Source organism: Bradyrhizobium sp. CSA207, assembly GCF_029051685.1.
GTDB lineage: Bacteria > Pseudomonadota > Alphaproteobacteria > Rhizobiales > Xanthobacteraceae > Bradyrhizobium.
This window is the reverse complement of the sequence record NZ_JAACFT010000002.1, coordinates 91133-115722: the sequence shown is the minus strand read 5'-3', so window position 1 is coordinate 115722 and position 24590 is coordinate 91133. Positions and strand designations below refer to the sequence as shown.

General features: G+C 65.7%; 17 protein-coding genes. 7 read left to right on the top strand and 10 right to left on the bottom strand.

The window, feature by feature from the left end; all coding sequences use genetic code 11:
• Window positions 1-101: 101 nt before the first annotated feature.
• From GWG65_RS02285 to GWG65_RS02270, 4 genes are all read right to left on the bottom strand, one after another.
• Window positions 102-2318, bottom strand: coding sequence for an FAD-dependent oxidoreductase (locus tag GWG65_RS02285; RefSeq protein WP_275193687.1), 2217 nt, complete (start codon window positions 2316-2318; stop codon window positions 102-104).
• Between the two features lie 168 nt (window positions 2319-2486).
• Window positions 2487-3695 (bottom strand): acetyl-CoA C-acetyltransferase, encoded by a 1209-nt coding sequence (locus tag GWG65_RS02280; RefSeq protein WP_275193686.1) that lies wholly within the window; start codon window positions 3693-3695, stop codon window positions 2487-2489.
• 63 nt (window positions 3696-3758) lie between these two features.
• Window positions 3759-5549, bottom strand: a complete 1791-nt coding sequence (locus GWG65_RS02275) for an acyl-CoA dehydrogenase C-terminal domain-containing protein (RefSeq protein WP_275193685.1) — start codon at window positions 5547-5549, stop codon at window positions 3759-3761.
• Between the two features lie 121 nt (window positions 5550-5670).
• The gene (locus GWG65_RS02270) at window positions 5671-6051 is read right to left on the bottom strand and encodes a nuclear transport factor 2 family protein (RefSeq protein WP_275193684.1); all 381 of its coding nucleotides are present in this window, start codon (window positions 6049-6051) and stop codon (window positions 5671-5673) included.
• A gap of 192 nt (window positions 6052-6243) precedes the next feature.
• On the opposite strand from GWG65_RS02270, the gene GWG65_RS02265 reads away from it, so the two are divergent.
• From GWG65_RS02265 to GWG65_RS02250, 4 genes are all read left to right on the top strand, one after another.
• Window positions 6244-6834 carry a PadR family transcriptional regulator gene (locus tag GWG65_RS02265; RefSeq protein ID WP_275193683.1) on the top strand — a complete coding sequence of 197 codons (591 nt, stop codon included), beginning with the start codon at window positions 6244-6246 and terminating at the stop codon, window positions 6832-6834.
• A 331-nt stretch (window positions 6835-7165) separates the two neighbouring features.
• Entirely contained in the window at window positions 7166-10561 is a 3396-nt protein-coding gene (locus GWG65_RS02260; protein ID WP_275193682.1) for a hypothetical protein, read from the top strand.
• Between the two features lie 344 nt (window positions 10562-10905).
• Window positions 10906-11823: a sulfite exporter TauE/SafE family protein gene (locus tag GWG65_RS02255; RefSeq protein ID WP_275193681.1), complete on the top strand. Its 918-nt coding sequence runs from the start codon at window positions 10906-10908 to the stop codon at window positions 11821-11823.
• Entirely contained in the window at window positions 11820-12590 is a 771-nt protein-coding gene (locus GWG65_RS02250) for a TIGR02186 family protein (protein ID WP_275193680.1), read from the top strand. Before GWG65_RS02255 ends, GWG65_RS02250 begins: the two co-directional genes overlap by 4 nt.
• A 160-nt stretch (window positions 12591-12750) precedes the next feature.
• Here GWG65_RS02250 and GWG65_RS02245 read toward each other — a convergent pair whose 3' ends face one another.
• Window positions 12751-13524: an MBL fold metallo-hydrolase gene (locus GWG65_RS02245; RefSeq protein ID WP_275193679.1), complete on the bottom strand. Its 774-nt coding sequence runs from the start codon at window positions 13522-13524 to the stop codon at window positions 12751-12753.
• 12 nt (window positions 13525-13536) lie between these two features.
• Window positions 13537-14451, bottom strand: a complete 915-nt coding sequence (locus GWG65_RS02240; RefSeq protein WP_275193678.1) for a DMT family transporter — start codon at window positions 14449-14451, stop codon at window positions 13537-13539.
• A gap of 98 nt (window positions 14452-14549) precedes the next feature.
• Between GWG65_RS02240 and GWG65_RS02235 the strand changes: the two genes are divergently transcribed.
• Window positions 14550-15413 carry a LysR substrate-binding domain-containing protein gene (locus GWG65_RS02235; RefSeq protein WP_275193677.1) on the top strand — a complete coding sequence of 288 codons (864 nt, stop codon included), beginning with the start codon at window positions 14550-14552 and terminating at the stop codon, window positions 15411-15413.
• Between the two features lie 133 nt (window positions 15414-15546).
• On the opposite strand, the gene pdeM is transcribed toward GWG65_RS02235, so the two are convergent.
• The 4 genes from pdeM to GWG65_RS02215 all read right to left on the bottom strand — a co-directional run bounded on the left by pdeM (window position 15547) and on the right by GWG65_RS02215 (window position 21537).
• A complete protein-coding gene (pdeM, locus tag GWG65_RS02230) occupies window positions 15547-16242 on the bottom strand; it encodes a ligase-associated DNA damage response endonuclease PdeM (protein WP_275193676.1) in 696 nt (231 codons plus the stop codon).
• A gap of 182 nt (window positions 16243-16424) precedes the next feature.
• Entirely contained in the window at window positions 16425-18989 is a 2565-nt protein-coding gene (locus GWG65_RS02225; protein WP_275193675.1) for a ligase-associated DNA damage response DEXH box helicase, read from the bottom strand.
• A 275-nt stretch (window positions 18990-19264) separates the two neighbouring features.
• Window positions 19265-20494 carry an ABC transporter substrate-binding protein gene (locus GWG65_RS02220; RefSeq protein ID WP_275193674.1) on the bottom strand — a complete coding sequence of 410 codons (1230 nt, stop codon included), beginning with the start codon at window positions 20492-20494 and terminating at the stop codon, window positions 19265-19267.
• A gap of 116 nt (window positions 20495-20610) precedes the next feature.
• Window positions 20611-21537: a methyltransferase domain-containing protein gene (locus GWG65_RS02215; RefSeq protein ID WP_275193673.1), complete on the bottom strand. Its 927-nt coding sequence runs from the start codon at window positions 21535-21537 to the stop codon at window positions 20611-20613.
• 130 nt (window positions 21538-21667) lie between these two features.
• Here GWG65_RS02215 and GWG65_RS02210 point away from each other — a divergent pair, with 130 nt between their 5' ends.
• The gene (locus GWG65_RS02210; protein WP_275193929.1) at window positions 21668-22705 is read left to right on the top strand and encodes a ligase-associated DNA damage response exonuclease; all 1038 of its coding nucleotides are present in this window, start codon (window positions 21668-21670) and stop codon (window positions 22703-22705) included.
• Entirely contained in the window at window positions 22702-24576 is a 1875-nt protein-coding gene (locus GWG65_RS02205) for an ATP-dependent DNA ligase (RefSeq protein WP_275193672.1), read from the top strand. The genes GWG65_RS02210 and GWG65_RS02205 overlap by 4 nt, the downstream gene beginning before the upstream one ends.
• Window positions 24577-24590: the final 14 nt, after the last annotated feature.

Sequence of the window (24590 nt, the reverse complement as noted above, 5' to 3'; positions counted from 1 at the left end):
GAAAAGGGAAAGGCTGGCGCAGGCCTCGTAAAGCGACTGTCGCCTCGCGACGCGAAAAGGCCGGATCGGTGATCCGGCCTTCGCTAGACGATCTCAAACGATCAGGCAGCAGCGGCCTTCTTCGGCGCGAAGCGGCCGTAGAAGGTTTCTCCCTTCGCCGCCATCTCTTCCAGCAACTTTGGCGGGGTGAAGCGCGAGCCGAACTTCGCCTCGAGCTTATGGCAGAGCTCGACGAACTTCTTAGGTCCCATGAAGTCGATATAGGACAGCGTGCCGCCGGTGAACGGCGCAAACCCGAAGCCGAGGATCGAGCCGACGTCCGCTTCGCGCGGGTCGACGATGACGTGGTCCTCCACCGTGCGCGCGGCTTCCACCGCCTGCACCACCAGGAAGCGCTGCTTCAGCTCCTCGACGTCGAGCGTATCAGGATCGAGCTGCTTCGGCTGCAGCGCCGATAGTCCCGGCCACAGGCTCTTCTGGCCCTTGCCCTTCTCGGGATAGTCGTAGAAGCCCTTGCTGTTCTTCCGGCCAAGTCGGCCCTGCTTCTCGACCATCTCCACCATCAGCTTTTTCTGATCGGGATTGATGGCGTTGGGGCCGAGATCGGCCTCGGTCGCCTTCATGATCTTGAGGCCGAGATCGAGCGCGACCTCATCCGACAGCGAGAGTGGGCCGACCGGCATGCCGGCCATCTTGGCGCAGTTCTCGATCATCGCCGGCGGGACGCCTTCCAAGAACATCTCGTTGCCTTCGGCGACGTAGCGGCCGACGCAGCGGTTGGCGAAGAAGCCGCGAGAGTCGTTGACGACGATCGGCGTCTTGCCGATCTGCCGGACGTAGTCGAGTGCGGTCGCGAGCGCGAGATCGCCGGTATTCTTGCCCAAAATGATCTCGACCAGCATCATCTTCTCGACCGGTGAGAAGAAGTGGATGCCGACGAACTTGCCCTGGTCCTTGAAGGCTTCCGCAAGTGACGTGATCGGCAGCGTCGACGTGTTCGACGCGAACACCACGTCGGGCTTCAGGTATTCCTGCGCCTTGGCAAAGGTCTCCGCCTTAACATTGCGATCCTCGAACACCGCCTCGATGACGAGGTCGACGTCTCTGAGCGCGGCATAGTCCGCAGTCGGCGTGATGCGCGCGAGCAGCGCTTCGGCGTCAGCGGGCTTGGCGCGGCCCTTCTTGATCTGCTCCTCGATCACCTTTTGCGCATGTGCCTTGCCTTTGTCGGCGCTCTCCTGGTCGCGGTCGATCAGGACGACGTCGAGACCGGCACGGGCCGAGACGTAGCCGACGCTCGCGCCCATGAAGCCGGCGCCGATCACGGCGATTTTCTTCACCTTGGTCGGCGGCACATCCTTCGGACGGCGCGCACCCTTGTTCAGCTCCTGCATCGACAGGAACAGGCTGCGGATCATCGCAGCCGCTTCCTTCGAGCGCAGCACCGAGGTGAAGTAGCGCGACTCCACCCGGAGCGCGGCGTCGATCGGCAGCTGGAGCCCTTCATAGACGCAGCTCATGATCGCGCGCGCGGCCGGATAGTTGTCGTAGGTCTCACGGCGATAGATCGCGTTGCCGGCAGGGAACATCATCATGCCGGCCTTGGAGAACACCGGACCGCCGGGGAGCTTGAAACCCTTCTCGTCCCAGGGTGCGACGGCCTTGCCGCCGCCCTTGATCCAGTCCTTCGCCGCCTTGACGAGGTCGGCGGCGGGAACAACAGCGTGAATGAGGTTCAGTGCCTTGGCCTTCTCGACCGTCACCGGGTCGCCCTTCAGCAGGATCGTCATGGCGTCCTGCGGCGGCACCAGACGCGGCACGCGCTGCGTGCCACCCGCGCCCGGGAACAGCCCGACCTTGACCTCGGGCAGGCCGAGGCGCGTCTTGGGATTTTCGGCCGCCACCCGATAGTGGCAGCACAGGGTGATCTCGAAACCGCCGCCGAGCGCGAGACCGTTGATTGCGGCAGCCCACGGCTTGCCGGAGGTCTCGATCGAGCGCAGCACCTGCGAGAAGCGGCGGCTTTGCTCGAACAGCATCTGGTTCGCCGCGGTCTCGCCCTGCTCCTTGAAGACCTTCGCATAAGCCTGGTTCATGCCCTCGAGCATCGACAGATCGGCACCGGCGCAGAAGGCGTCCTTGGCGGAGGTGATGACGACGCCCTTGACCGCAGCGTCAGCCGTGGTCGCCTTGACGATCGCATCGAGCTCGCTGGTCGAGGTCTCGTCGAGCACGTTCATCGAACGGCCCGGGATGTCCCAGGTGACGAGCGCGATGCCGTCGGCGTCGGTCTCAACCTTGAAGTTCTTGTAAGCCATGTGGTGCTCCTTGGTGCCGGCAGCCGATCTCAGGCGCGGCGGTTGACTGTGATCCCATAGGGTGGGTTAGCCGAAGGCGTAACCCACCATTCCACGGCGAAAGAAGTGGTGGGTTACGCCGAGCGCACTGCGCTTCGCGCAGCCGCTCAGCTAACCCACCCTACGCAGTTACACCCGCTCGATGATGGTCGCGGTGCCCATCCCGCCGCCGATGCACAACGTCACCAGCGCGGTCGACTTGTTGGTACGCTCGAGCTCGTCGAGCACGGTGCCGAGGATCATCGCGCCCGTGGCCCCGAGCGGATGGCCGAGCGCGATCGCGCCGCCATTGACGTTGATCTTGGCGTTGTCGATGTCAAAGGCCTGGATGTAGCGCAGCACGACGGAGGCGAAGGCCTCGTTGAGCTCGAACAGGTCGATGTCCGACGTCTTCATGCCGGAGCGTGCGAACAGCTTTTCGGTGACGTCGACCGGTCCGGTCAGCATCATCGCAGGCTCCGAGCCGATGTTCGCGAACGCGCGGATCTTTGCACGCGGCTTCAGGCCGTACTTGCTGGCCGCCTCCTTGCTGCCGAGCAGCACGGCGCCAGCGCCGTCGACGATGCCCGAAGAATTGCCGGCGTGGTGCACGTAATTGACGCGCTCGATCTCCGGATGCGACTGCACCGCGACGCCGTCGAAACCGCCCATCTGCGCCATCATCGTGAAGGCGGGCTGGAGCTGCGCCAGCGACTGCATTGTCGTCGAGGGACGCATGTGCTCGTCCTTGGCGAGGATGGTGAGGCCGTTGATGTCCTTTACCGGCACCACCGACTTGTCGAAACGCCCCTCGTCCCAGGCCTTGGCTGCGCGCTGCTGGCTCTGCACTGCATAAGCATCGACATCGTCGCGGGAGAAGCCGTATTTGGTGGCGATCAAATCGGCCGAGACGCCCTGCGGCATGAAATAGGCCGGCACCGCCATCGACGGATCCATCGGCCAGGCGCCGCCGGATGCGCCAATGCCGACGCGGCTCATGGATTCGGCGCCGCCGCCGATCACCAGCTCATGCTGCCCGCTCATGACCTGCGCGGCGGCGAAATTCACGGCATCGAGGCCGGAGGCGCAGAACCGGCTGATTTGCACGCCCGGCACCGCCTCGCCGAGACCTGCCTTGAGCGCCGCGAAGCGCGCGATGTCGGAGCCAGCTTCGCCGACGGGATCGACCACGCCGAGAATGACATCGTCGACGCAATCTTCCGGCAGGTTGTTGCGATCCTTCAGCGCCTTCAGCGGCACCGTGGCGAGCGCGAGTGCGGTCACTTCGTGCAGCGCGCCGTCGGCCTTGCCGCGGCCGCGCGGGGTGCGGACGTGATCGTAGATGAATGCCTCAGGCATGGCGCCCTCCTGATGTGATGATGATCTTGATCTGAGAGTGGACAGGTCGCGGCGGGAGCAGCTTCAGAACGCTTCCGCCGGCAGTTCCATGATGGTGGCGCATCCGGCCTGGATGCGCGCGAGATTGGCCGCGGTCTCCGGCAGCATCCGCTCCATGAAGAAGCGACCGGTGACGAGTTTTGTCGATAGATAGGGCGTGGCGCCGCTTTCGGCAATCTTAACCTGGGTGACCTTCGCCATGCGCGCCCACATGTAGCCGAGCGTGACGAAACCGAACAGATGCAGGTAATCGGTTGCGGCGGCGCCGGCGTTGTCCGGCTTCGCCATCGCGTTCTGCATCAGCCAGGTGGTGGCCTGCTGGAGATGGCCGAGCGCAGTCGAGAGCGGGGCAACGAAAGGCTTCATCGCCTCGTCGCCGCCGTTCTCCTTGGCAAAGCCCATGACCTCGCCGAAGAACGCCATGATGGCGCGGCCACCGTCGCGCGGCAGCTTGCGGCCGACGAGGTCGAGCGCCTGGATGCCGTTGGCGCCTTCATAGATCATGGCGATGCGGGCATCGCGCACGAACTGCTCCATGCCCTGCTCGGCGATGTAGCCGTGGCCGCCATACATCTGCTGCGCCTGCACCGCGTTGGCAAAGCCGTAATCGGTGAGGAAGCCTTTCAGCACCGGCGTCATCAGGCCCATGTGATCGTCGGCAGCCTGACGGTCCTTGGGATCCTCGGAGCGGTGGGCGACATCGCTCTTCAGTGCGGTCCACATCACGAAGGCGCGCGCCGCCTCGTTGAAGGAACGGATCGAAAGCAGCGTACGGCGCACGTCGGGATGCACGATGATCGGGTCGGCCTGCTTGTCCGGCGCCTTGGTGCCGGTGAGCGAACGGCCCTGGATGCGCTCGCGCGCATAGGCGACCGCGTTCTGATAGGCGACTTCGGACTGGGCGAGGCCCTGCACGGCGACGCCGAGGCGGGCCTCGTTCATCATCACGAACATGCCCTGCATGCCCTTGTTCTCTTCGCCGATCAGCCAGCCGGTGGCGCCGTCGTAATTCATCACGCAGGTGGAATTGCCGTGGATGCCCATCTTGTGCTCGATCGAACCGCACACCACGCCATTGCGGGCGCCGATCGAACCGTCGGCGTTGACCAGGAATTTCGGCACCACGAACAGCGAGACGCCCTTGATGCCGGCGGGCGCGCCCTCGATGCGGGCGAGCACGAGGTGGATGATGTTGGGCGCGAGATCATGCTCGCCGGCCGAGATGAAGATCTTGGTGCCCGTGATCTTGAAGCTGCCGTCGGCCTGGCGCGCCGCCTTGGTGCGGAGCATGCCGAGATCGGTGCCGCAATGCGGCTCGGTCAGGTTCATGGTGCCGGTCCATTCGCCGGCCACCATCTTCGGCACGTAGGTCTGCTTCTGTTCGGGCGTGCCGTGTACCAGCAGCGCCGCGGTCGCGCCCATGGTGAGGCCGCCATACATCGAGAACGCCATGTTGGCGGAGATCTGGAATTCGTTGACCGCCTGGCTCAACGTCACCGGCAGGCCCTGCCCGCCGAATTCGGTCGGCGCCGACAGGCCGAGCCAGCCGCCTTCGGCGACCTGCTTGAAAGCCTCCTTGAAGCCTTTGGGCGTGGTGACGCTGCCGTCATCGGCACGCTTGCAGCCTTCGAGATCGCCCACACGGTTGAGCGGCTGGAGCACCTCTTCAGCGAGCTTTGCGGCCTCGCCCAAGATCGCCTCGCGCACGTCGCTGGAGGCATCGCTGAAGCCGGGCAGATTGTCGTAGCGGTCGATCTGGAAGACGTCGTTGAGCAGGAAGTTCATGTCTTCGACGGGGGCTTTATAGATCGGCATGGCGTTCTCCCGGCATGAGCCTCGAAGTAAATTGGGCCTTGAAGTGGTGGATTTCTCTGAACGGTCCCTGCGATGCAGCGCTTGCCTGGAGGCCTAGCTGCTTCTGCAACCGCGGGCAGTGTCATGATTGGGCGAGTTGCTCCGCCATCAGGCGATGCAGCATGTTGATGGCCTTGAGCGGACGCACCATCACCTTGAAATGCGTGATACGGCCGTCGGTGTCGAAGGTGATGATATCGACGCCGTTGATCTCGATACCGTCGATCATGGTCTTGAATTCGAGCACGGCGCCGCTCTCGCTTGTCCACTCCCCGACATAGGTGAAGCCGGGACCGCCGAGCACCTTCTCGGCGCTGGATAGGTATTTGAAGGTGATGTCGCGGCCGCGCTGCGGCGAGTGCACGACGGGACTTTCGAAGACGGCATCGGGATGCAGCAGGTCCCAGAGCGCGGTGTGGTCATGAGACTTCATGTAGCCGTACCAGGAGTCGAGGCCGGTCATGGTCAGATGCCTCCCTAAAGGCCAAAACGCGAAAACAACCCCATGCACAGTAGCGAAAAGGTTGATTTCGTTGGATTTTCGGGACGGGTCTTTGGCCCGCCTGTAAGCCGCTTCATATGCACATTGACGCATATGCGCCGATGCGCATAAAGTCAAGCCGTTTGGTTACATCCAAGAAGAGAGGCCGGTGCCATGGCGCTGGGCGACGCGATCCTCGCATGCCTGACCGAACGTCCGATGACGGGCTATGAGCTCGCCAAGACGTTCGACTCCTCGATCGGCTTTTTCTGGAAGGCCGACCACCAACAGATCTACCGCGAACTCTCCAAGCTGCGCGACCGGGGCTACATCCAGGGGCGCGAAGTCGTGCAATCAGGCAAACCCAATAAACTGATCTATACGCTCACTCCCGAGGGCCGAACAGCGCTGCGGCACTGGGCCGCGCGGCCGAGCACGCCGCCCTCGATCAAGGACGACCTCCTGGTACGGCTACACGCGCTCGACAGCATCGACATCGAGCCCATGCGCACCGACCTGATGGCCCGGCTCGAGCACCACCGCGACCGCCACGACAATTACCAGCGCATCCTCAAGAAGCGCTTTCCGGAAGGCTCGGCGTCGGGCGTGCTCGACCTCGGCAATTTGCTCCTGCTCCGCCTCGGCGCGCGGCACGAGCAGATGGTGGCCGACTTCTGCGAGGAGGCGCTCGAGGCGCTGTCGGCGACGAGCGGCACGGGCACGGTGGTGCCGCTCGAGGACGGCAAGCGCGAGGGGAAGGGCTAAGGCGCGAACTCCGGCGCGGAAGTCGCCTCTTCCTCCGCTGTCATCGCCCGCGCAGGCGGGCGATCCAGTACGCCGCGGCAGATCGCTTCTAGCCACGCTGCCTCGGAGTACTGGATGCCCCGCCTTCGCGGGGCATGACACCGGCACCGAGTTCCCGCCGCCCAACTTTAAGACACCGTCAACGCGTTCCTTAACCCGTTATTTACCGTAACAGACAAAAGTCGGTTTTCGAGGCAGACGACCCGCGCCAAATTCGATTGTCTTGCAACCGGCACGCGTGGGGAGGCTGGAGGCGCCGGGTGGGGCGCCGGAGTCGGGACCGGACAGAGTCATGAATTCGCGCGTATCGTGGAGTGTTGACGGCATCGATCCATCCGTCCGGGAGCGGGCCGAAGCTGCTGCGCGTCGCGCCGGGATGTCGCTCAACGATTGGCTGAACTCCACGCTTGGCGAAGCTGCCCCGCCGAACTTTCGTGGGCCCTACGAGCAGCGTCCGCAAGCAGCCCACGTCCCGAGCCAGGAAAGCCGCGAAGTCGCGGACATCCATCAGCGGCTCGACGCGATCACCCAGCAGATCGAACGGATTTCCAAACCGGCGCCGCGCCAAGACTCTTCGCGCGAACAAGACTCTTCGCGCGAAAAAGAGGTCTCGCGTGAGCAGGGCGTGGCACGCCAGCTCAACGACGCGATCTCGCGGCTCGACGCCCGGCTGTCGCAAATCGCAAAGCCGCAACAAGCTCCGCCGCCGCGGCAGGCCCCGGTTGAACCGCGCCAGCGCCAGGCCGATGCGGTCGAGCGCACGGCCGCGCAGGTCTATCGCAACTCGCCTCCGCTGAGCCCCGCTTCGTTCGATGTTGCGGTCGCCGAGATCACCGCGCGCCAGAGCGAGCTCGAAGGCTTTGCGCCGCGGCAGATGCCGCCGCGCGCCGCGCCACCGATCGCACCCACGGCCACGCCCTTGCCGCCGATGGCGCCGCCTGCATCCGCCTACGCCCCGCCGCCACCGCAGCCGGGACCGGATTTCTCGTCGCTCGAACGGCACCTGCTCAAGATCACCAGCCAGATCGAGGCGCTGCAGCGCCCCGACAATTCCGAGCAGGCGATCAACGCCTTCCGCAGCGAGCTCGCGGACATCCGCCACGCCATCACCGAGGCGATGCCGCGCCGCGCGATCGAATCGATCGAGAACGAGATCCGCTCGCTGCACCGTCGCATCGACGAGACCCGCTCCACCGGCACCGACGGCCAGGCGCTGGCCGGCGTCGAGCGCGCACTGTCCGAGATCAAGCAGGTGCTGCGCACGCTGACGCCAGCCGAGCAGCTCACAGGCTATGACGAGGCGATCCGCAATCTCGGCGCCAAGCTCGACTTGATCCTGCGCGCCAATGACGATCCCTCCACGGTACGGCAGCTCGAAGGCGCCATCTCGGCGCTGCGCGGCATCGTCTCCAACGTCGCCTCCAACGAGGCGCTGGCCCGGCTCTCCGACGACGTGCAGCTGCTGTCGTCCAAGGTCGACCAGATCACCCGCTCGTCCGGCCCCAGCGACAGTTTTGCCGTGCTGGAGCAGCGCATCGCGGCGCTGACGGCCGCGCTGGAAACGCGCGAGCGGCCGGCACCGTCCGAAAGCACCGAACATCTGGAAAGCGCCATCCGCGCGCTGTCGGACCGTTTCGACCGCATGCAGGTCGGCAGCGACTCCGCCTCGACATTTGCGCATCTCGAACAGCGCGTCTCCTACCTGCTCGAGCGGATCGAAGCCGCCTCCGATCCGCGCGGCGGAAATCTGAGCCGCGTCGAGGACGGGCTGCACGACATCCTGCGGCACCTTGAGCGACAACAGGCGACCTATTCGGCTCTCGCCGAGAGCCGCAATTCGGCGCCGCCTGCCGATTCCGGCGTGGTCGACCTCGTCAAGCGCGAGCTCTCCGACATCCGCTTCAATCAGGCCGAGACCAACCGGAGCACCCAGGATTCGCTGGAGGCCGTGCACAACACGCTCGGCCACGTCGTCGATCGCCTCTCGATGATCGAGGGCGATCTGCGCGCGGTGCGCACCGCGCCGCCGGCCCCTGCGCCGCAACCGATGCCGGCCGCTCCCTCCGTGCCGATCGAGCCCGCGCCGATGGCGCGCGAGCAGCGGCCGCCGCCACAGCAGCAGCCGAAATACGATCCCAAGCCCGAGCTGCCCAATCCCGCTGCCGCGCAAGCGGCGCAGGCCGCCTTCGTGGCGGCGCCGCGCGAATTCCATGCGGCCGCACCGCCGCCAATGCCGATGGCGCCGCCCGTTCCGCCGCGCGCGATCAGCGAGATCCTCGAGCCGCATACGGCGCCCGCACGCGTAGCCATCGCGCCCGAGTTGCCGCCGGATCATCCGCTCGAGCCGGGCACACGGCCGGGCGGACGCGTTGCCACGCCGTCGGAGCGCATCGCCGCGTCCGAAAGTGCCATCAGCGAAATCCCCGCCGCGCCGAAAGAGCCGGTGTCGTCGTCGAGCTTCATCGCAGCCGCGCGCCGCGCTGCGCAAGCCGCAGCCGCGCAGCCCGAGAAGCCCGGCCGCGGCGCCAAGGCGGCGAGCGCCGGCCGCAAGGACAAAGGCCAGGACGGCGGCTCGACCATTACTTCGAAGATCCGCTCGCTGCTGGTCGGCGCGAGCGTGGTCGTGATCGTGCTCGGCACCTTCAAGATGGCGATGAATCTCCTCGAAGGCGGCAGTGCGCCGCCGCCGCAAGCGATGGAGAATTCCAGCGAGCCTGCGCCGCAGGCCCCGCCGGTCGAGAACAAGCCCGCCACGCCGGAGCAGGTCACGCCATCGATGACCTCGCCGACGCCGATCGGCCGGCAATCCCAGAACAATTCTGCGCCGGCTCCCGCCAGCCCCGGTGGCACGGCTTCGGTCGAAATCCCGCCGCCTGCCGCAGTGGCACCACCCGCGCCCGCGGCCAGCGATATCACCGGCGCGCTTTCGGGCACGAGCCGCGCGAAGCTCGGCCAGGTCCAGGTGCCGCCGGGCGAGAAGCTGCCTGACGGCATCGGCGGCCCGGTGCTGCGCGCCGCCGCGATGAAGGGCGATGCGGCCGCGGCCTACGAGATCGGCGTGCGCTTTGCCGAAGGCAAAGGCGCACCTGCGAATTACGACGAAGCCGCCAAATGGTACGACCGCGCGGCGCAGGCCGGCGTGGTGCCCGCAACCTTCCGGCTCGGCACGCTGTACGAAAAGGGCCTCGGCGTGAAGAAGGACGCCGACATCGCGCGCCGCTACTACACGCAGGCGGCAGAGCGCGGCAACGCCAAGGCGATGCATAATCTCGCAGTGCTCGATGCCGACGGTGGCGGACGCGGCGCCAACTACAAGAGCGCGGCGCAGTGGTTCCGCAAGGCCGCCGACCGCGGCGTCGCCGACAGCCAGTTCAACCTCGGCATCCTCTACGCCCGCGGCATCGGCGTGGAGCAAAACCTCGCCGAGTCCTACAAATGGTTCACCCTCGCCGCAGCCCAAGGCGACGCGGATGCGGCAGGCAAACGCGACGACATCGCCAAGCGCCTCGACCCGCAGTCGCTCGCCGCCGCCAAGCTCGCGATCCAGACCTTCAGCGCCGAGCCGCAGCCCGACGACGCCGTCAATGTGACGGCGCCCGCCGGCGGCTGGGACAGCGCAGCGCAGACGAGCGCAAAGCCCGCACCGAAGCCGGTCGCAACCAAGCGCTCGGCCTCGGCTGTGCATTGAGACCTGACGCTTTAGATCGGACCAAGCGGGCCGCGGGCTCGGTGCACCTCTCCCGCTTGCGGGAGAGGTCGGCGCGTAGCGCCGGGTGAGGGCTTTATCCTCTTGGAGAGTCTCGGCTGCGGAGGCACCCTCTCCCCAGCCCTCCCCCGCAAGCGGGGGAGGGAGCGCACCTTTGTCCTGGCAGCTATTGAACCCAATCTCATCACGCGGACCCGCCTCGTTCACCACGCCCCAAATTCCTGATCCGTCCGGCGGCGAATTCGGCTATTGAGGGGCGCGGCAATCGTTCCGTCTTCCTGCGAGCATTCCGCGAAATCGATCCGTCTCGCCGGAGCGTGGCCCCGATGCAGCTCTACCTCCCGATCGCCGATCTTCCGGTCAACGTGTTTCTCGTGCTGGCGATGGGTGCCGCGGTCGGCTTCGTCTCCGGCATGTTCGGGATCGGCGGCGGGTTTCTGATGACGCCGCTATTGATCTTCATCGGCATCACGCCGGCGGTCGCGGTCGCCTCGGTCGCGAGCCACATTGCAGCCTCGTCCTTTTCCGGTGCGCTCACCTATTGGCGGCGGCGCGCGATCGATCCGGCGCTTGCGAGCGTCTTGCTCTGCGGCGGCGTGACCGGCACCGCGCTCGGCGTGTGGACGTTCACGCAGCTTCGCGCGCTCGGTCAGCTCGACCTGATGATCGCACTGTCCTACGTGGTGCTGCTCGGCACGGTCGGCAGCCTGATGTTTTCGGAAGGCCTGCGCGCGCTGATGCGAACACGGCGCGGTGCGGTGCCGCCGCGCCGCGCGCACAACTGGATCCACGGCCTGCCGCTGAAAATGCGCTTCAAGCGCTCGAAGATCTATTTGTCGGTGATCCCGATCGTCATTGTCGGCGTCGTGATCGGCTTCATCGGCGCCGTCATGGGCATCGGCGGCGGCTTCATCCTGGTGCCGATCATGATCTATCTGCTGCGGGTGCCGACCTCGACGGTGATCGGGACATCGATGATCCTGACGCTGGTCACCATGCTGTTCGCGACCATGTTGCATGCGGTGACCAATCATCTGGTCGACGCGGTGCTGGCGCTGATCCTGATGGTCGGCGGCGTCACCGGTGCGCAATTCGGCGCCCGCGCGGGCCAAAAAATCCGCGGCGAGCAGTTGCGCCTGCTGCTGGGCCTTTTGATCCTCTCGGTCGGCGTCCGCTTCGCGGTCGAGCTCGTGATCCGGCCCGAGGATCTCTTCACCATCCGCGAGCTGGGGGTGAGCGGGTGAGGCGCGCGCTTGTTGCAGCTCTTCTCGTCCTGTTGCTGAGCGGCGCCGCGCGCGCGGAGCGGCTGATCGTGTCGGTCTCCAACCATCGCGTCACGGTGACGCCGAACTATTCCGGCGAGGAGCTGGTGCTGTTCGGCTCGGTGGAGAAGGACGCTTCTACGCCCGCCGACCGCACCGCCTATGATCTCGTGGTCACTGTGATGGGCCCCCGCGCCGACATGGTGACGCGGCGCAAGGAACTGACCTTCGGGATCTGGATCAACACCGATTACCGGCAGTTCCTGCAGGTGCCGAGTTATCTGGCGCTATTCGCCAACCGCTCCTTCGATGCAATTACGTCGCCCGAGATCGCGCGGCGGCAGCAGATCGGGCTCAACAACGTGCTGTTGATGCAGCGGGTCAGCGGCGACTATGCCGACGTGGTGCCGAACGACGCATTCCGCTCGGCCTTTATCCGCCTGCGCACCCAACGCGGGCTCTATCGCGAGGACGCCGCCGCGGTGACGCTCCTGACGCCGACGCTGTTCCGCACCGGCATTCCATTGCCGGCAGAGGTGCCGATCGGGACCTATGAGGTTGAGATCAAGCTGTTTTCGAACGGCGCGTTCATCGGCAAGACCGACACCGCCTTCGAGATCGTCAAGATCGGGTTCGAGCAGTTCGTGGCGACAAACGCGCGGCAGAACGGCTTGGTCTATGGCCTCGTCACTGCAGCAATGGCGCTGATGACGGGGTGGATGGCGTCGATCGTATTTCGGAAGGATTAGCCTCCGTCATTGCGAGGAGCACGTGACAAAATTGCGAAGCAATTTTGCACTGAAGCGACGAAGCAATCCAGACTTTCGCCGCGGAGGGACTCTGGATTGCTTCGCTACGCTCGCAATGACGGGTGTGGCACGATCACGGCGCAATGACGGTGTGGCACGATCACGGCGCCTCCACCACCGTCGGCACGCCCGGCTCCAACAGCCGCAACCGCGGCCCGAAGCCCAGCATGTCAAAGGTCTTGTGCAGATCCTCGCTGTTCTGTCGGAAATGCGCCCAGCCCTCCGTGTGCACGGGAACGATCATCGCATCCGGGAAGGCGCGCGCGGTCTCGATGGTGTCGTTGGTATCCATGGTGAGATGGAATGGCCCGCGCGTTTGCGCGGCGCCGGCGAACGGCATCACCACGCCGCATTTGAAGCGGCGAGCCACTTCGGCGACGCCGTCGAACCAGGTGGTATCGCCGCTGATATAGACCGGGCTGGTGTCCTTCCTGCTCGACGACACCACAAAGCCGATGACGTCACCCGACAGCGGCTCGATGCCGGCCGGACCGTGACGCGCGGGCGTCGCGGTGATGGTGAGTGAGTTGCCGTCGCGATCTTTCAGATGCGCGGTGCCCCAGGGCGCGAGGCCTTCGACATGGCCGCCGAGGCGCTTGGCGCCCGCCTCTGTCGTCAACACGCGCTTCACGCTTTTGAGCAAGTCGCGGCCGGAATTGTCGAGATTGTCCGAATGCTGGTCGTGGCTGAGCAGGACCGCATCGACCGGCCCGATCGCGTCGGCTTTCAGGGCAGGTCCGATCGTCTTCTCCAGCTTCACATGCGGCAATTGGTAGGCGCCGGGTGCATCAAAGGTGGGGTCGGTGAGCAGGCGAAAGCCATCGATCTCGATCAGCGCGGTGGGACCGCCGATCAGGGTGATGGAAATGGGCATGGTCAACTCCTCCTACGAAATGGGCTTCGCGGCAGGCCGCGTCACCAGGTAGATGCCGAGCGCGACCGGAATGATACCGAAGAGGTCGCGCGCCTCGACATGCTCGCCTAACACCAGGAAGGCGAACAGCATGCCGAGCGGCGGCATCAGGAAATGATAGGCACTGGCGGCGGTGGCACCACACACTTTCAGGAGATGAAACCAGAGCCAGTAGGCCATGATCGAGCCGCCGAGCACGAGGAACGCAAAGGCGCCGATCAGGCTCGGCGTGACATCGATCGCGTGGACATCGGCGAAGGTGAGCGCGACCGGCGTCAGCACGATTCCGGCGGCGAGATTCTGGATGCCGTTGCCGATCCACAAGCTTCCCCTCGGCGCGAGCAGCTTGAACAAAATGGTGCCGGCGACGATGGAGGCGAGCGAAGCCAGCGTGAACATGATGCCGTGGAGTGAGTCGGTGCCGACCGAGAGGCGATGCCAGACGATCGCCGTAACGCCGATGACGCCGAGCAACAGGCCGCTCGCCTTGCGCCAGGTCATGCCTTCGCCGAGCAGGAGCGCGGCGAGGCCCGCCGTGAACACCGGATTGGCCGAGACGATCAGGCCGCCGAGGCCGGCCGAGACCGATTGCAGGCCGGTGTAGCCGAGGCCGAGATAGAGCGCGTTGTTGGCGATGCCGAGCACGGCGAAGATCGCGGCGTCGCGCCAGGACAGCGACCAACCGTCGCCGCGGATCAGCGTGGCGCTGACGATCAAAATGCCGGCGAGGGAGAAGCGCGCGGCGAGCAGGATCAGCGGTGGGCAATGGGTGACGCCGATCTTGCCGGCGACGAAGGCATAGCTCCAGAGCAGGCAGAACAGGCCGATCGCGAGCGGCAGAGTGTTGAGGCGGCTGCGGGGAACCGAAATCGAGGGGGCCATCGACATGGGGACATTCTCCTGTGGCGTCGATCTAGGGACGCCCCTTGTCATTCGGAAATTAAATGATTAACTTCTGATCAGTGGATTTTCGAATGGAGGCGGCCATGCTCGATCTCGAGCTGCTGCGCAGCTTCGTCTCGGTGGTCGATGCCGGCGGCTTCACCCGTGCCGGCGAGCGCGTCCACCGCACGCAATCGACCGTCAGCCAGCAGATCAAGCGGCTGGAGGAGGACGTCGGCCAGGTGCTGCTGCACCGTGACGGCAAGGATTTGCGCCCGACCGAGGCCGGCGAGCGGCTGCTGTCCTACGCGCGGCGGCTTTTGTCGCTCGCCGAGGAGGCGCGCGACGTGCTGCGCCAGCCCGACAGCGAAGGCGCGATCCGGCTCGGCATCCCCGAGGATTTTGCCGCGTACCGGCTGGCGAAACTGCTGGGCGCGTTCGCGCGCTCGCATCCCGGCCTGCGGCTCGACGTGCGCGCCGACCAGAGCAAGAATTTGGCGCACGATCTCGAACGCGGCGAGCTTGATCTTTCGCTGTTCAAGCGCGCGGCCGGCGGGAAGGACGCGATTGCGGTGTGGCCGGAGCGGGTGCACTGGGTCACCAGCAAGAGCCATCCGATTGACGCGGACGCCGCCTCCGTGCCGCTGATCGGCTTCCCGCTCGGCTGCCTCTACCGCGCCGGCGCCATCCACGCGCTCGAAAGCGCAGGCCGGCCCTGGCACATGGCCTACACCTCATCGAGCCTCGCCGGCATCCAGGCCGCCGTTGCCGCCGGCATGGGCCTGAGCATCCTGTCGGAGATGGCGATCCAGTCCGACCACCGCGTGCTGACCGCCAAGGACGGCTTTGCGCCGATCAACCGGACCGAGGTGGCATTGATGGCATCGCCCGGTGCGAGTCCCGCAACATTGCGGCTCGCGGATCGGTTGGCGCAGTTCTGCGATGATGTGCAGGCGAAGGCGGCGTAATGAGACTGTGTAGGGTGGGTTAGCTCTGCGGCTGCGCGAAGCGCAGTCCGCCGGCGTAACCCACCACTGCTGTCTCCGCGGAAGCGAAAGAGGTGGGTTACGCTTCGCTAACCCACTCTACGAAGGGCGAGCCTCAATAACACCGCGATGCGGCGATGGCGTGCACGCGGCGGTCGCCGAGGAGGTGCGCGACGAAGCCGTTATTCGGAAATATCTTTGCGAACGCTGCGTCGCGGATGCTGAGGCCGCCGGCGTAGGCGCCGAAGGCGGGCATCACGGCGCGCATCCCATCGCAGGCAAAGCAGCGGCGCTCCATCGAGCGGCCGCGCGTGGAGACGCGCGCCTTGGGATGCAGATGGCCGGCGATCTCGCCGTGGGCGCCGGTCGGCTCATGGCGGAAGGTGATCGGACCGATCGCAACTTCGTCGGCGACAGTGCCGCCGAGATCGCGCGGCAGCGCCGGATCGTGATTGCCGGAGATCCAGATCCAGTCGCGACCGGACTGCAGCGCGCTGACGGCATCGCGATCGTCCGCCGACAGGCGTCCATGCGCGGTGCGATCGTGAAAACTGTCGCCAAGCGCGATGACGATGCGCGGATCATGGCGCGAGATGACAGCAGCGAGACGACCGAGCGTCGCGATCGTGTCGTAAGGCGGCAGCAGCACACCGCGCGTGGCGTAGCTGGAACCTTTTTCCAGATGCAGGTCGGAGACGACGAGCAGGCGCTGTTCTTCCCAGAACAGCGCGCCGGAGAGATCGGCATGGAACGACACGCTGGCGACATCCAGCGTACGCGTTGATGTGATCGATAGGGCCACCTCCGTCATGGCCGGGCACAGCCGTCCAAAGGACGGCGTCGCTTCCGCTCGCCTATGCCCGGCCATCCACGTTCTTGCCACGGAGACAAAGACGTGGATGCCCGGGTCTTCCAATTGAAGGCGCGCTCCGCGCTTTTGCCCGGGCATGACGACGTGGATAGAGTTGCGACCCAAAGAACCATTGTTGCCGTCTACGACATCGCCTCTTTGACGAGCTCATCGGCGGCTTCGGCCAACAACTCGTCTCCAGCTTCGCCATAAACTGACTCGCGGCCGATTTCCAGCATCACGGGAACGGCGAGCGGAGAGACGTGGTCGAGTTCCCGATGGGTGATCCGGCCCTGGATGCGGGTGAGCATGTTGCTGAGGCGGCGCAGGTCGAGCAGGCCGGTGGCGGCGTCGGCGCGCGCGGCGCGCAGCAGCACATGATCGGCCTGGTGCTTGCGCAGAACATCGTAGACCAGATCGGTCGAGAACAGCACCTGGCGGCGGCTTTTCTCCTCGCCGGTGTGGCGGCGCGCAATCAGGCCGGAGATGATGGCGCAATTGCGGAACGTACGCTTCATCAGCGCCGACTCGGCGAGCCACGCCTCGAGGTCGTCGCCGAGCATATCAGGATCGAACAGCGCGTCGAGGTCGATCCTGCCATCCCGGATCATGAAGGACATGTCGCCGAGCGCCCAGACCGCAATCGCATATTCGTTGGCGACGAAGCCGAGCGGCCGGGCGCGGGCACGCTCCAGCCGGCGCGTCAGCAGCATGCCGAGCGTCTGATGCGCGAGGCGCCCTTCGAAGGGATAGCAGACCAGATAATGCTTGTTGGCGCGCGGAAAACTCTCGACCAGCAGCTCGCGCACCGCCGGTACGTGCGAGACGTCTTTTTGCTGTGACAGCCAATCGCGCACCTGCTCGGGCAAGGCACCCCAGGCGCGCCCGTCATCGAGCAGGCGGCGCACGCGTTCGGCGAGATAGGTCGAGAGCGGAAACTTGCCGCCCATGTAGGACGGCACTTTCGGGTCCTTGTCGTTGGCACGCGAGACATAGACCTGGTCCTCCACCAGCGCCTCGTAGCGCACCACCTCGCCGCTGAACACGAAGGTGTCGGCGGGCGCGAGGCCCTCGATGAAGGCCTCCTCGATCTCGCCGAGCAGCCTGCCGCCGCGCGCGATCACCCCTGTCGAGCCCGTAGCGCCGCTGCGCGAGCGCACCAAGCGCACCTTCAGCATATCGTCCGCGATGATGGTGCCGACATTCATGCGGTAGCTCTGCCGCACCTTTGGATTGGCGACGCGCCAGCGGCCCTGCTTGTCCTGCTTGATTCGGGCGAAGCGCTCATAGGTTTTCAGCGCGTAGCCGCCGGTGGCGACGAAATCGACGACGTCGTCGAAATCCTGCCGCGCCAGATCGGCGTAGGGCGCGGCGGTGCGGACTTCGTCATAGAGCTCGCCGGAGAGAAACGGCTCGCCGCAGGCGCAGCCGAGCACGTGCTGGGCCAGCACGTCGAGTGCGCCGGTGCGCAAGGGCGGCGTGTCCTGCGCATTCTCTGCGATGGCATCGATTGCGACGCGGCACTCCAGCACCTCGAAACGATTCGCCGGCACCAGCACCGCGCGCGAGGCCTCGTCGAGGCGGTGATTGGCGCGGCCGATTCGCTGCATCAGGCGCGAGGCGCCCTTGGGCGCACCGATATTGACGACGAGATCGACGTCGCCCCAGTCGACGCCGAGGTCGAGCGAAGAAGTACAGACCACGCCGCGCAGTTTGCCCGCGGACATCGCGTCTTCAACCTTGCGGCGCTGCGCGACGTCGAGCGAGCCGTGATGCAGGGCGATCGCGAGGTTGTCGTCGTTCATGCTCCAGAGCTGCTGGAACAGCATCTCGGCCTGACTACGGGTGTTGACGAAGACCAGCGTGGTCTTGTTCGCCTTGATCAGATCGTAGATCTCGGGAAGCGCGTGGCGCGCGCTGTGACCGGCCCAGGGCAGCCGCTCGCGCGTGTCGAGCATCTCGACCAGCGGCGGCGCCGCGCCGCCGGCGATGACGATGTCGGCGGCTTCCGACTTGTCCTTGGGTTGCGGCACCAGGAAGCGCGCCAGCGATTCCGGCTCGGCCACCGTCGCCGACAGGCCGATCGCGCGCATTTGCGGCGCCAGCCGCCACAGCCGTGCCAGCCCGAGCGACAAGAGATCGCCGCGCTTGGAGGTCACCAGCGCGTGCAGCTCGTCGAGCACGATGCGCTTGAGCGATGAGAACAGGAACGGCGCGTCGTCGGACGACAGCAGCAGCGCAAGCTGCTCGGGCGTCGTCAGCAGCACGTCCGGCGGATAGCGCCGCTGCCGCTGCCGCCGCGACACCGGCGTATCGCCGGTGCGGGTCTCGATCTTGATCGGCAGTCCCATCTCGGCGACCGGCCGCTCCAGATTGCGCGCGATGTCGACGGCGAGCGCCTTCAGCGGCGAGATATAGAGCGTGTGCAGGCCGCCGCTGCGCTGCAGGCCGCGGCCGGTGGAGACCACCGATTTGGCTGGAATTACGGGCGCTGAACTCAGCTCCACCAGTGTCGGCAAAAACCCCGCCAGCGTCTTGCCGGCGCCGGTCGGCGCGATCAGCAGCGCGGAGCGATCTTCGCGCGCCTTTTCCAGCAGCGCCAATTGGTGCGCGCGCGGTGCCCAGCCACGCGCCGCGAACCATTGCTGGAAGCGATCGGGCAGCAATGCGGCCGGCTCGGCCGATGCGGTGAGAATGCGGGGCGGCACGGCATCACAGGTAAGCCGTGGCGGTGGGTTCGTCGAGGGGTGGATTGGATGAGCGAGGTGCCTCCGTCCCCTCTCCCCTTGTGGGAGAGGGTGGCTCGCCGCGTAGCGGCGAGACGGGTGAGGGGTTGTCTCTGCGAGCGAACTCTTTCGTTCGAACTCGTGGATAGAACCCCTCATCCGGCGCCATAGCCGAAGCTTCGCTTCGGCGTTCTTAAGAACGGCGGCCAAAGGCCGCCTATGCCACCTTCTCCCACAAGGGGAGAAGGGAATATCCGCTACTCCGTCACGGGCTTGTCGGAGACCTGCCAGTCCTTGCCGTTGAAGGTCGAGATGAACAGCGTCTTCATCGGCGTGTAATCGTCGGGCGTGTAGCTGTAATTGACGCCGTCAAGGAAGAACGGCGAATGGAAGCCGTTGAGGTTCGCGGCCTGCTTGAGCACGTTTTCGCGCGTGAGCTCGCCGCCGCAGCGGCGCAGGATCTCGCCCATGCTCACGGCCTGGCCGTAACCGGCATAGGCGATGGTATTGTCGGGATCGATGTTCGGCAGATAGGTCTTGCGCAGCGTGTCGAACGCGATCACGTCCTTGTCGTTCTCCCACGGGCCAGGGCCGGAATCCTTGGAATAGCGGATCGCGACGATGCCGGATGCGTTCTCGAGGCCGGCGGCATTGAGGATGGACTTTCCGGTCGAGCCGGCGGAGAGCAATTGCAGCGGCTTCCAGCCGAGCTCCGCCACTTTGCGGATCGACTGCGACGACGCCTTGCCGGTGGAGATGTTGTAGAAGATGTCGGCGCCCGACTTGGAGAGATTGATGAGCTGGGAATCGACGGTCGGATCGGTCAGATCGTAGGTCTGCTCCATGATCACCTGCGCGGTGCCGCCGGCATCGGCCAGCACCTTCTTGAACGGACCGAGGAAGTCGCGGCCGAAATCGTCGTTCTGGTAGAGGATGCCGATCTTGGCGTTCGGCTTCACGCTGACGACGTGCCGCGCCAGGATGCGCGCCTCGGTCGGATACAGCGGCAGGCCCGCCATGGTCCATCTGAACTCCTTGGGATTATTCCACTTGGATGCGCCGGTGTTGAGCAGGAGCTGCGGCACGCCCTTGGAGTTCAGGTATTTGTGCACGGCGGTCTGCGGCGCGGTGCCGAGCGAGCCGTAGAGCGCCAGCACTTCCTCCTGCTCGACCAGGCGCCGCGTCGCCTCGACGCATTTCGGCGCGCTGTAGGCGTCGTCCATGGTCAGGAACTTGACCTTGCGCCCGTTGATGCCGCCCTTCTCGTTCAGCATCTGGAAATAGGCTTCGCCGACGCGGCCGAGCACGCCATAGAGCGAGCCGGGGCCGGAATGCGGCACGGTCTGGCCGATCTTGATCTCGGTGTCGCTGGCGCCTGCATCGTATTTCTTATCGGCGGCCCAGACATAGGGCGCGGGCAAAGTGGATGCGGCGATGGTGGCGAGCGCGGCGGCGCTGAAATCGCGCCGCGATGGATTCTTCGTCATTATCGTTTTCTCCCTGGTGCGCGCATTGTGCTGGCATTGCAGCACGCCTCGCAAGCGAGAAGTCGCCGCTTTGCGGCGCAATGACGCTCAAATCGGTGCGGCGGTAGCGCCTAGACTCAAGTTTTCTCGGCGACGACGACGAGGCCGCGCACCGGCTCGTTGTTCTCGATCCGTGGCGAGCCGGACTCCAGAGTCAAGAGCTTGAGCCCGGCCCGGACGATCGCACCGCGCACATATTCCGCTGCATGGGCATAGCGCAGGCCCGCGCCAAGAACGACGCCGCTGCCGTCATGCGTCTCCAGCGTGAAGGCGAGCACGCCGCCGGATGCAAGCACGCGCCTGGCTTCGCCCAGCACCGGCACAAGATCGGAGAGATAGACGAACGCATCCGCCGCCACGACGAGATTTGCGCTGGCATCGCCCTTGCCGCGCAGGCCCTCGATCATGTCGGCGACTTCGAGCTCGGCGTAGCGATTTGTCGCGCGCGCTTGCTTGATCATGCCGGACGACAGATCGATGCCGGTGAAATGATCGACCTGCTTGGCGAACGCAGCTGCCGCCAGCCCGGTGCCGCAGCCGAGATCGATGGCGCGTTTGAAGAACGCCGGCTTCTTCGCCGCGACGCGGGCGGCCAGCACCGCCTTGAAGATCAGGGACGGGGCGCGATAGCCGAGATCGTTGATCAGCACGTGTTCGAAGCGCGGCGCATATTGATCGAACAAGGCCTGCACGTAGGCTTTTGGCATTTCGGACAATTGCTCGTCGCCGAGGCGGATCAGATGCAGGTGCGCGCCATGCTGGTCGCTCGGATCGCACTCCCGCGATTTTCGAAACGCCGCGATGGCGTTGTCGCGCTCGCCGAGCTGGCTGCGGATTTCGCCGAGCGTGAACCAGGCCGAAGTGAAATTCGGAGCAAGCTCGATCGCCTGCTCGACGAGGTCGGCAGCGGCGGGCAGGTCGCCCTTGAGCTGGAGGTCGCGCGCGAATTCGAAGCGGCGGTCGGCCATCAGGTCGCCGGAGGAGTGGAATAGGCGCAGGGGCATGGAACTCGGCTCGTCATCGCCGGGCGCCCGGCAATCCATCAAAAAAAGCACTGTTTAAGAGGATGGATGCGCGGGTCAAGCCCGCACAGGACGGGTGAAATCCATGTCCGGCGCTCCCTATATAACAGCCATGCGTCCGCGCGATATCCTGATGCCGGTCGCCGCCGGCCTGTGCTGCAAGCCGGGCGGCTTCCATATCGACCCCGTGCGCCCGGTCGAGCGCGCCGTGATTACCCACGGCCACTCCGACCACGCCCGCGCCGGCCATGGCGCGGTGCTGGCGACGCAGGAAACGCTGGACATGATGCGGCTGCGCTATGGCGAGAATTTCGCCGGCTCGACGCAAGCGATGCGGTATGGCGAGGAGATCCGGCTCGGCGACGTCCGCGTCAAATTCCACCCCGCCGGGCACGTGCTCGGCTCGGCGCAAATTGCCGTGACCTGCAAGGATACCTGCATCGTCGCCTCCGGCGACTACAAGGACGCGCCAGACCCGACCTGCGCGCCGTTCGAGCTGGTGCCCTGCGACGTCTTCATCACCGAGGCGACGTTCGGGCTGCCGGTGTTTCGGCATGGCGATGCGGCCGACGAAGTGAAGAAGTTGCTGGCCTCCGTCGCACTGTTTCCGGAACGCGCGCATCTGGTCGGCGCCTATTCGCTCGGCAAGGCGCAGCGCGTGATCGCGCTGCTGCGACAGGCCGGCTATGACGCACCGATCTATCTGCATGGCGCGATGGAAAAGATCACGCGCTACTACCAGAGCCGCGGGATCGCGCTCGGCGAGCTGCGGCCGGTGAAAGGCGTGAAGAAGGCGGCGCTCGCAGGCACCATCACGCTGGCGCCGCCGTCGGCGACCTCGGATCTCTGGACGCGGCGGTTTCCGGATCCGGTGACCGCGTTCGCCTCCGGCTGGATGCGGGTGCGCGCCCGGGCGCGACAACGGGGGGTCGAGCTGCCGCTGGTGATTTCCGATCACGCCGATTGGGATGGCCTCACAGCGACCATCGCCGCGACCGGCGCCGGCGAGGTCTGGGTCACTCATGGCCAGGAGGATGCGCTGGTGCATTGGTGCAGGAGCCGCGGCTTGCAGGCACAGCCACTCGATCTCGTCGGCTATGGCGACGAGGAGGAGAGCGAGACGCCGCTTGCCGACGAGGCCGAGGCATGAACCGCTTCGCCGAACTCCTCGACCGTCTCGCTTACGAACCCGGCCGCAATAACAAGCTGCGGCTGATCACGAGCTATTTTCGCGAGGTAGGCGATCCCGACCGCGGCTATGCGCTAGCGGCGCTGACCGGCGCACTGAGCTTCAAGCACGCCAAGCCGGCACTGATCCGCGACCTGATCGCGGCGCGTACCGATCCGGTGCTGTTCGGGTTGTCGTACGATTACGTCGGCGATCTCTCGGAGACGGTGGCGCTGATGTGGCCGAAGACGGTCGTGCCAGATAACGACCAATCTTTTCCGGGCCACCCCTCTCCCCCGCCCTCCCCCACAAGGGGGGAGGGAGCGCAGCGCGATGCTGGGCGACGGACAAACAAGACAACTGACAACGATTTCAGAAGTGATGGACGCACGAGCCTCTCCGTTCCCTCCCCCCTTGTGGGGCAGGGAGGGGGGTACTCCGGGCGAGATGGCAATGAGTCTTCCCAGGCCCGCAACCACAACTACCCACCTCCCCCAACCCTCACCGAGGTCGTCACGACACTGCGCACGCTCGGCAAGACCGAGCTGCCAAGACAGCTCGAACGCTGGCTTGACGAGCTCGACGAGACCGGGCGCTGGGCGCTGCTGAAGCTCGTGACTGGTGCCTTGCGCATCGGCATTTCTGCGCGGCTGGCGAAAACTGCGGCCGCAGCACTCGGCGACAAGGATCCGCATGAGATCGAGCTGATCTGGCCCGGCCTCTCTCCGCCCTATCTCGACCTGTTCGCCTGGCTGGAAGGCCGCGGCGACAAGCCGGTCAACCGCGATCCGGCGCCGTTCCGCCCGGTGATGCTGGCGCATGCGATCGAGGACACCGATTTCCAAAACCTCGATCCCGCCGACTACATCGCCGAGTGGAAATGGGACGGCATCCGCGTGCAGGCGGTTGCCGGCCGCGACGATCGCGGCCACATCACGGCGCGGCTCTATTCGCGCACCGGGGAGGACATCACGGGCAGCTTTCCGGATCTCGTGCCGTCGCTGCGCCTGCCCGGCGCGATCGACGGCGAGCTTCTGATCCTGCGCGAGGGCCGCGTGCAGAGCTTCAACGTTCTGCAGCAGCGCCTCAACCGCAAGGTCGTCTCGCCAAAACTGATCAAGGAGTTTCCGATCCATCTGCGCGCCTATGACCTGCTCGGCGACGACGAGAACGATCTGCGTGAATTACCCTTTGCCGAGCGGCGCGAACGGCTGGAGGCATTTGTAAACAAGCTCGACGATCCCCGCATCGACCTGTCGCCGACCGTCCCCTTCGCGGACTGGGGGGCGCTCACGGCGGCGCGCGCCAATCCGGCCAGCGCCGGTGCGGGTGAGGATGCGGACGCCGTCGAAGGGGTGATGCTGAAGCGGCGCGACGCGCCTTATCTGCCGGGACGGCCGAAGGGGCAGTGGTGGAAGTGGAAGCGCGATCCCCACATCATCGACGCCGTGCTGATGTACGCGCAGCGCGGCCACGGCAAGCGCTCGTCCTATTATTCCGACTATACGTTCGGCGTCTGGACCGAGGGCGAGGCCAGCGACGAGCTGGTGCCGGTCGGAAAAGCCTATTTCGGCTTCACCGACGAGGAGCTGCTCCAGATCGATCGCTTCGTCCGCCGTAACACCACGGAAAAATTCGGTCCGGTCCGGCATGTCGTGCATGAGCCCGACAAGGGGCTGGTGCTGGAGGTTGCCTTCGAGGGCCTGCAGCGCTCGCCGCGGCACAAATCCGGGGTCGCCATGCGCTTTCCCCGCATCAGCCGGCTGCGCTGGGACAAGCCGCCGCGGGAGGCGGACCGGCTGGAAACGCTGGAAAAGATGCTGAAGGCGGACGCTGCGGAGCTTGAGGCCTGAAGCGTGCCGAGATG

Excerpts from the sequence above, each read along its gene's own strand:
- GWG65_RS02285 (WP_275193687.1), bottom strand. The coding sequence starts at position 2,318 with ATGGCTTACAAGAACTTCAAGGTTGAGACCGACGCCGACGGCATCGCG.
- GWG65_RS02280 (WP_275193686.1), bottom strand. The coding sequence starts at position 3,695 with ATGCCTGAGGCATTCATCTACGATCACGTCCGCACCCCGCGCGGCCGC.
- GWG65_RS02275 (WP_275193685.1), bottom strand. The coding sequence starts at position 5,549 with ATGCCGATCTATAAAGCCCCCGTCGAAGACATGAACTTCCTGCTCAAC.
- GWG65_RS02270 (WP_275193684.1), bottom strand. The coding sequence starts at position 6,051 with ATGACCGGCCTCGACTCCTGGTACGGCTACATGAAGTCTCATGACCAC.
- GWG65_RS02265 (WP_275193683.1), top strand. The coding sequence starts at position 6,244 with ATGGCGCTGGGCGACGCGATCCTCGCATGCCTGACCGAACGTCCGATG.
- GWG65_RS02260 (WP_275193682.1), top strand. The coding sequence starts at position 7,166 with ATGAATTCGCGCGTATCGTGGAGTGTTGACGGCATCGATCCATCCGTC.
- GWG65_RS02255 (WP_275193681.1), top strand. The coding sequence starts at position 10,906 with ATGCAGCTCTACCTCCCGATCGCCGATCTTCCGGTCAACGTGTTTCTC.
- GWG65_RS02245 (WP_275193679.1), bottom strand. The coding sequence starts at position 13,524 with ATGCCCATTTCCATCACCCTGATCGGCGGTCCCACCGCGCTGATCGAG.
- GWG65_RS02240 (WP_275193678.1), bottom strand. The coding sequence starts at position 14,451 with ATGTCGATGGCCCCCTCGATTTCGGTTCCCCGCAGCCGCCTCAACACT.
- GWG65_RS02235 (WP_275193677.1), top strand. The coding sequence starts at position 14,550 with ATGCTCGATCTCGAGCTGCTGCGCAGCTTCGTCTCGGTGGTCGATGCC.
- pdeM (WP_275193676.1), bottom strand. The coding sequence starts at position 16,242 with ATGACGGAGGTGGCCCTATCGATCACATCAACGCGTACGCTGGATGTC.
- GWG65_RS02220 (WP_275193674.1), bottom strand. The coding sequence starts at position 20,494 with ATGACGAAGAATCCATCGCGGCGCGATTTCAGCGCCGCCGCGCTCGCC.
- GWG65_RS02215 (WP_275193673.1), bottom strand. The coding sequence starts at position 21,537 with ATGCCCCTGCGCCTATTCCACTCCTCCGGCGACCTGATGGCCGACCGC.
- GWG65_RS02210 (WP_275193929.1), top strand. The coding sequence starts at position 21,668 with ATGCGTCCGCGCGATATCCTGATGCCGGTCGCCGCCGGCCTGTGCTGC.
- GWG65_RS02205 (WP_275193672.1), top strand. The coding sequence starts at position 22,702 with ATGAACCGCTTCGCCGAACTCCTCGACCGTCTCGCTTACGAACCCGGC.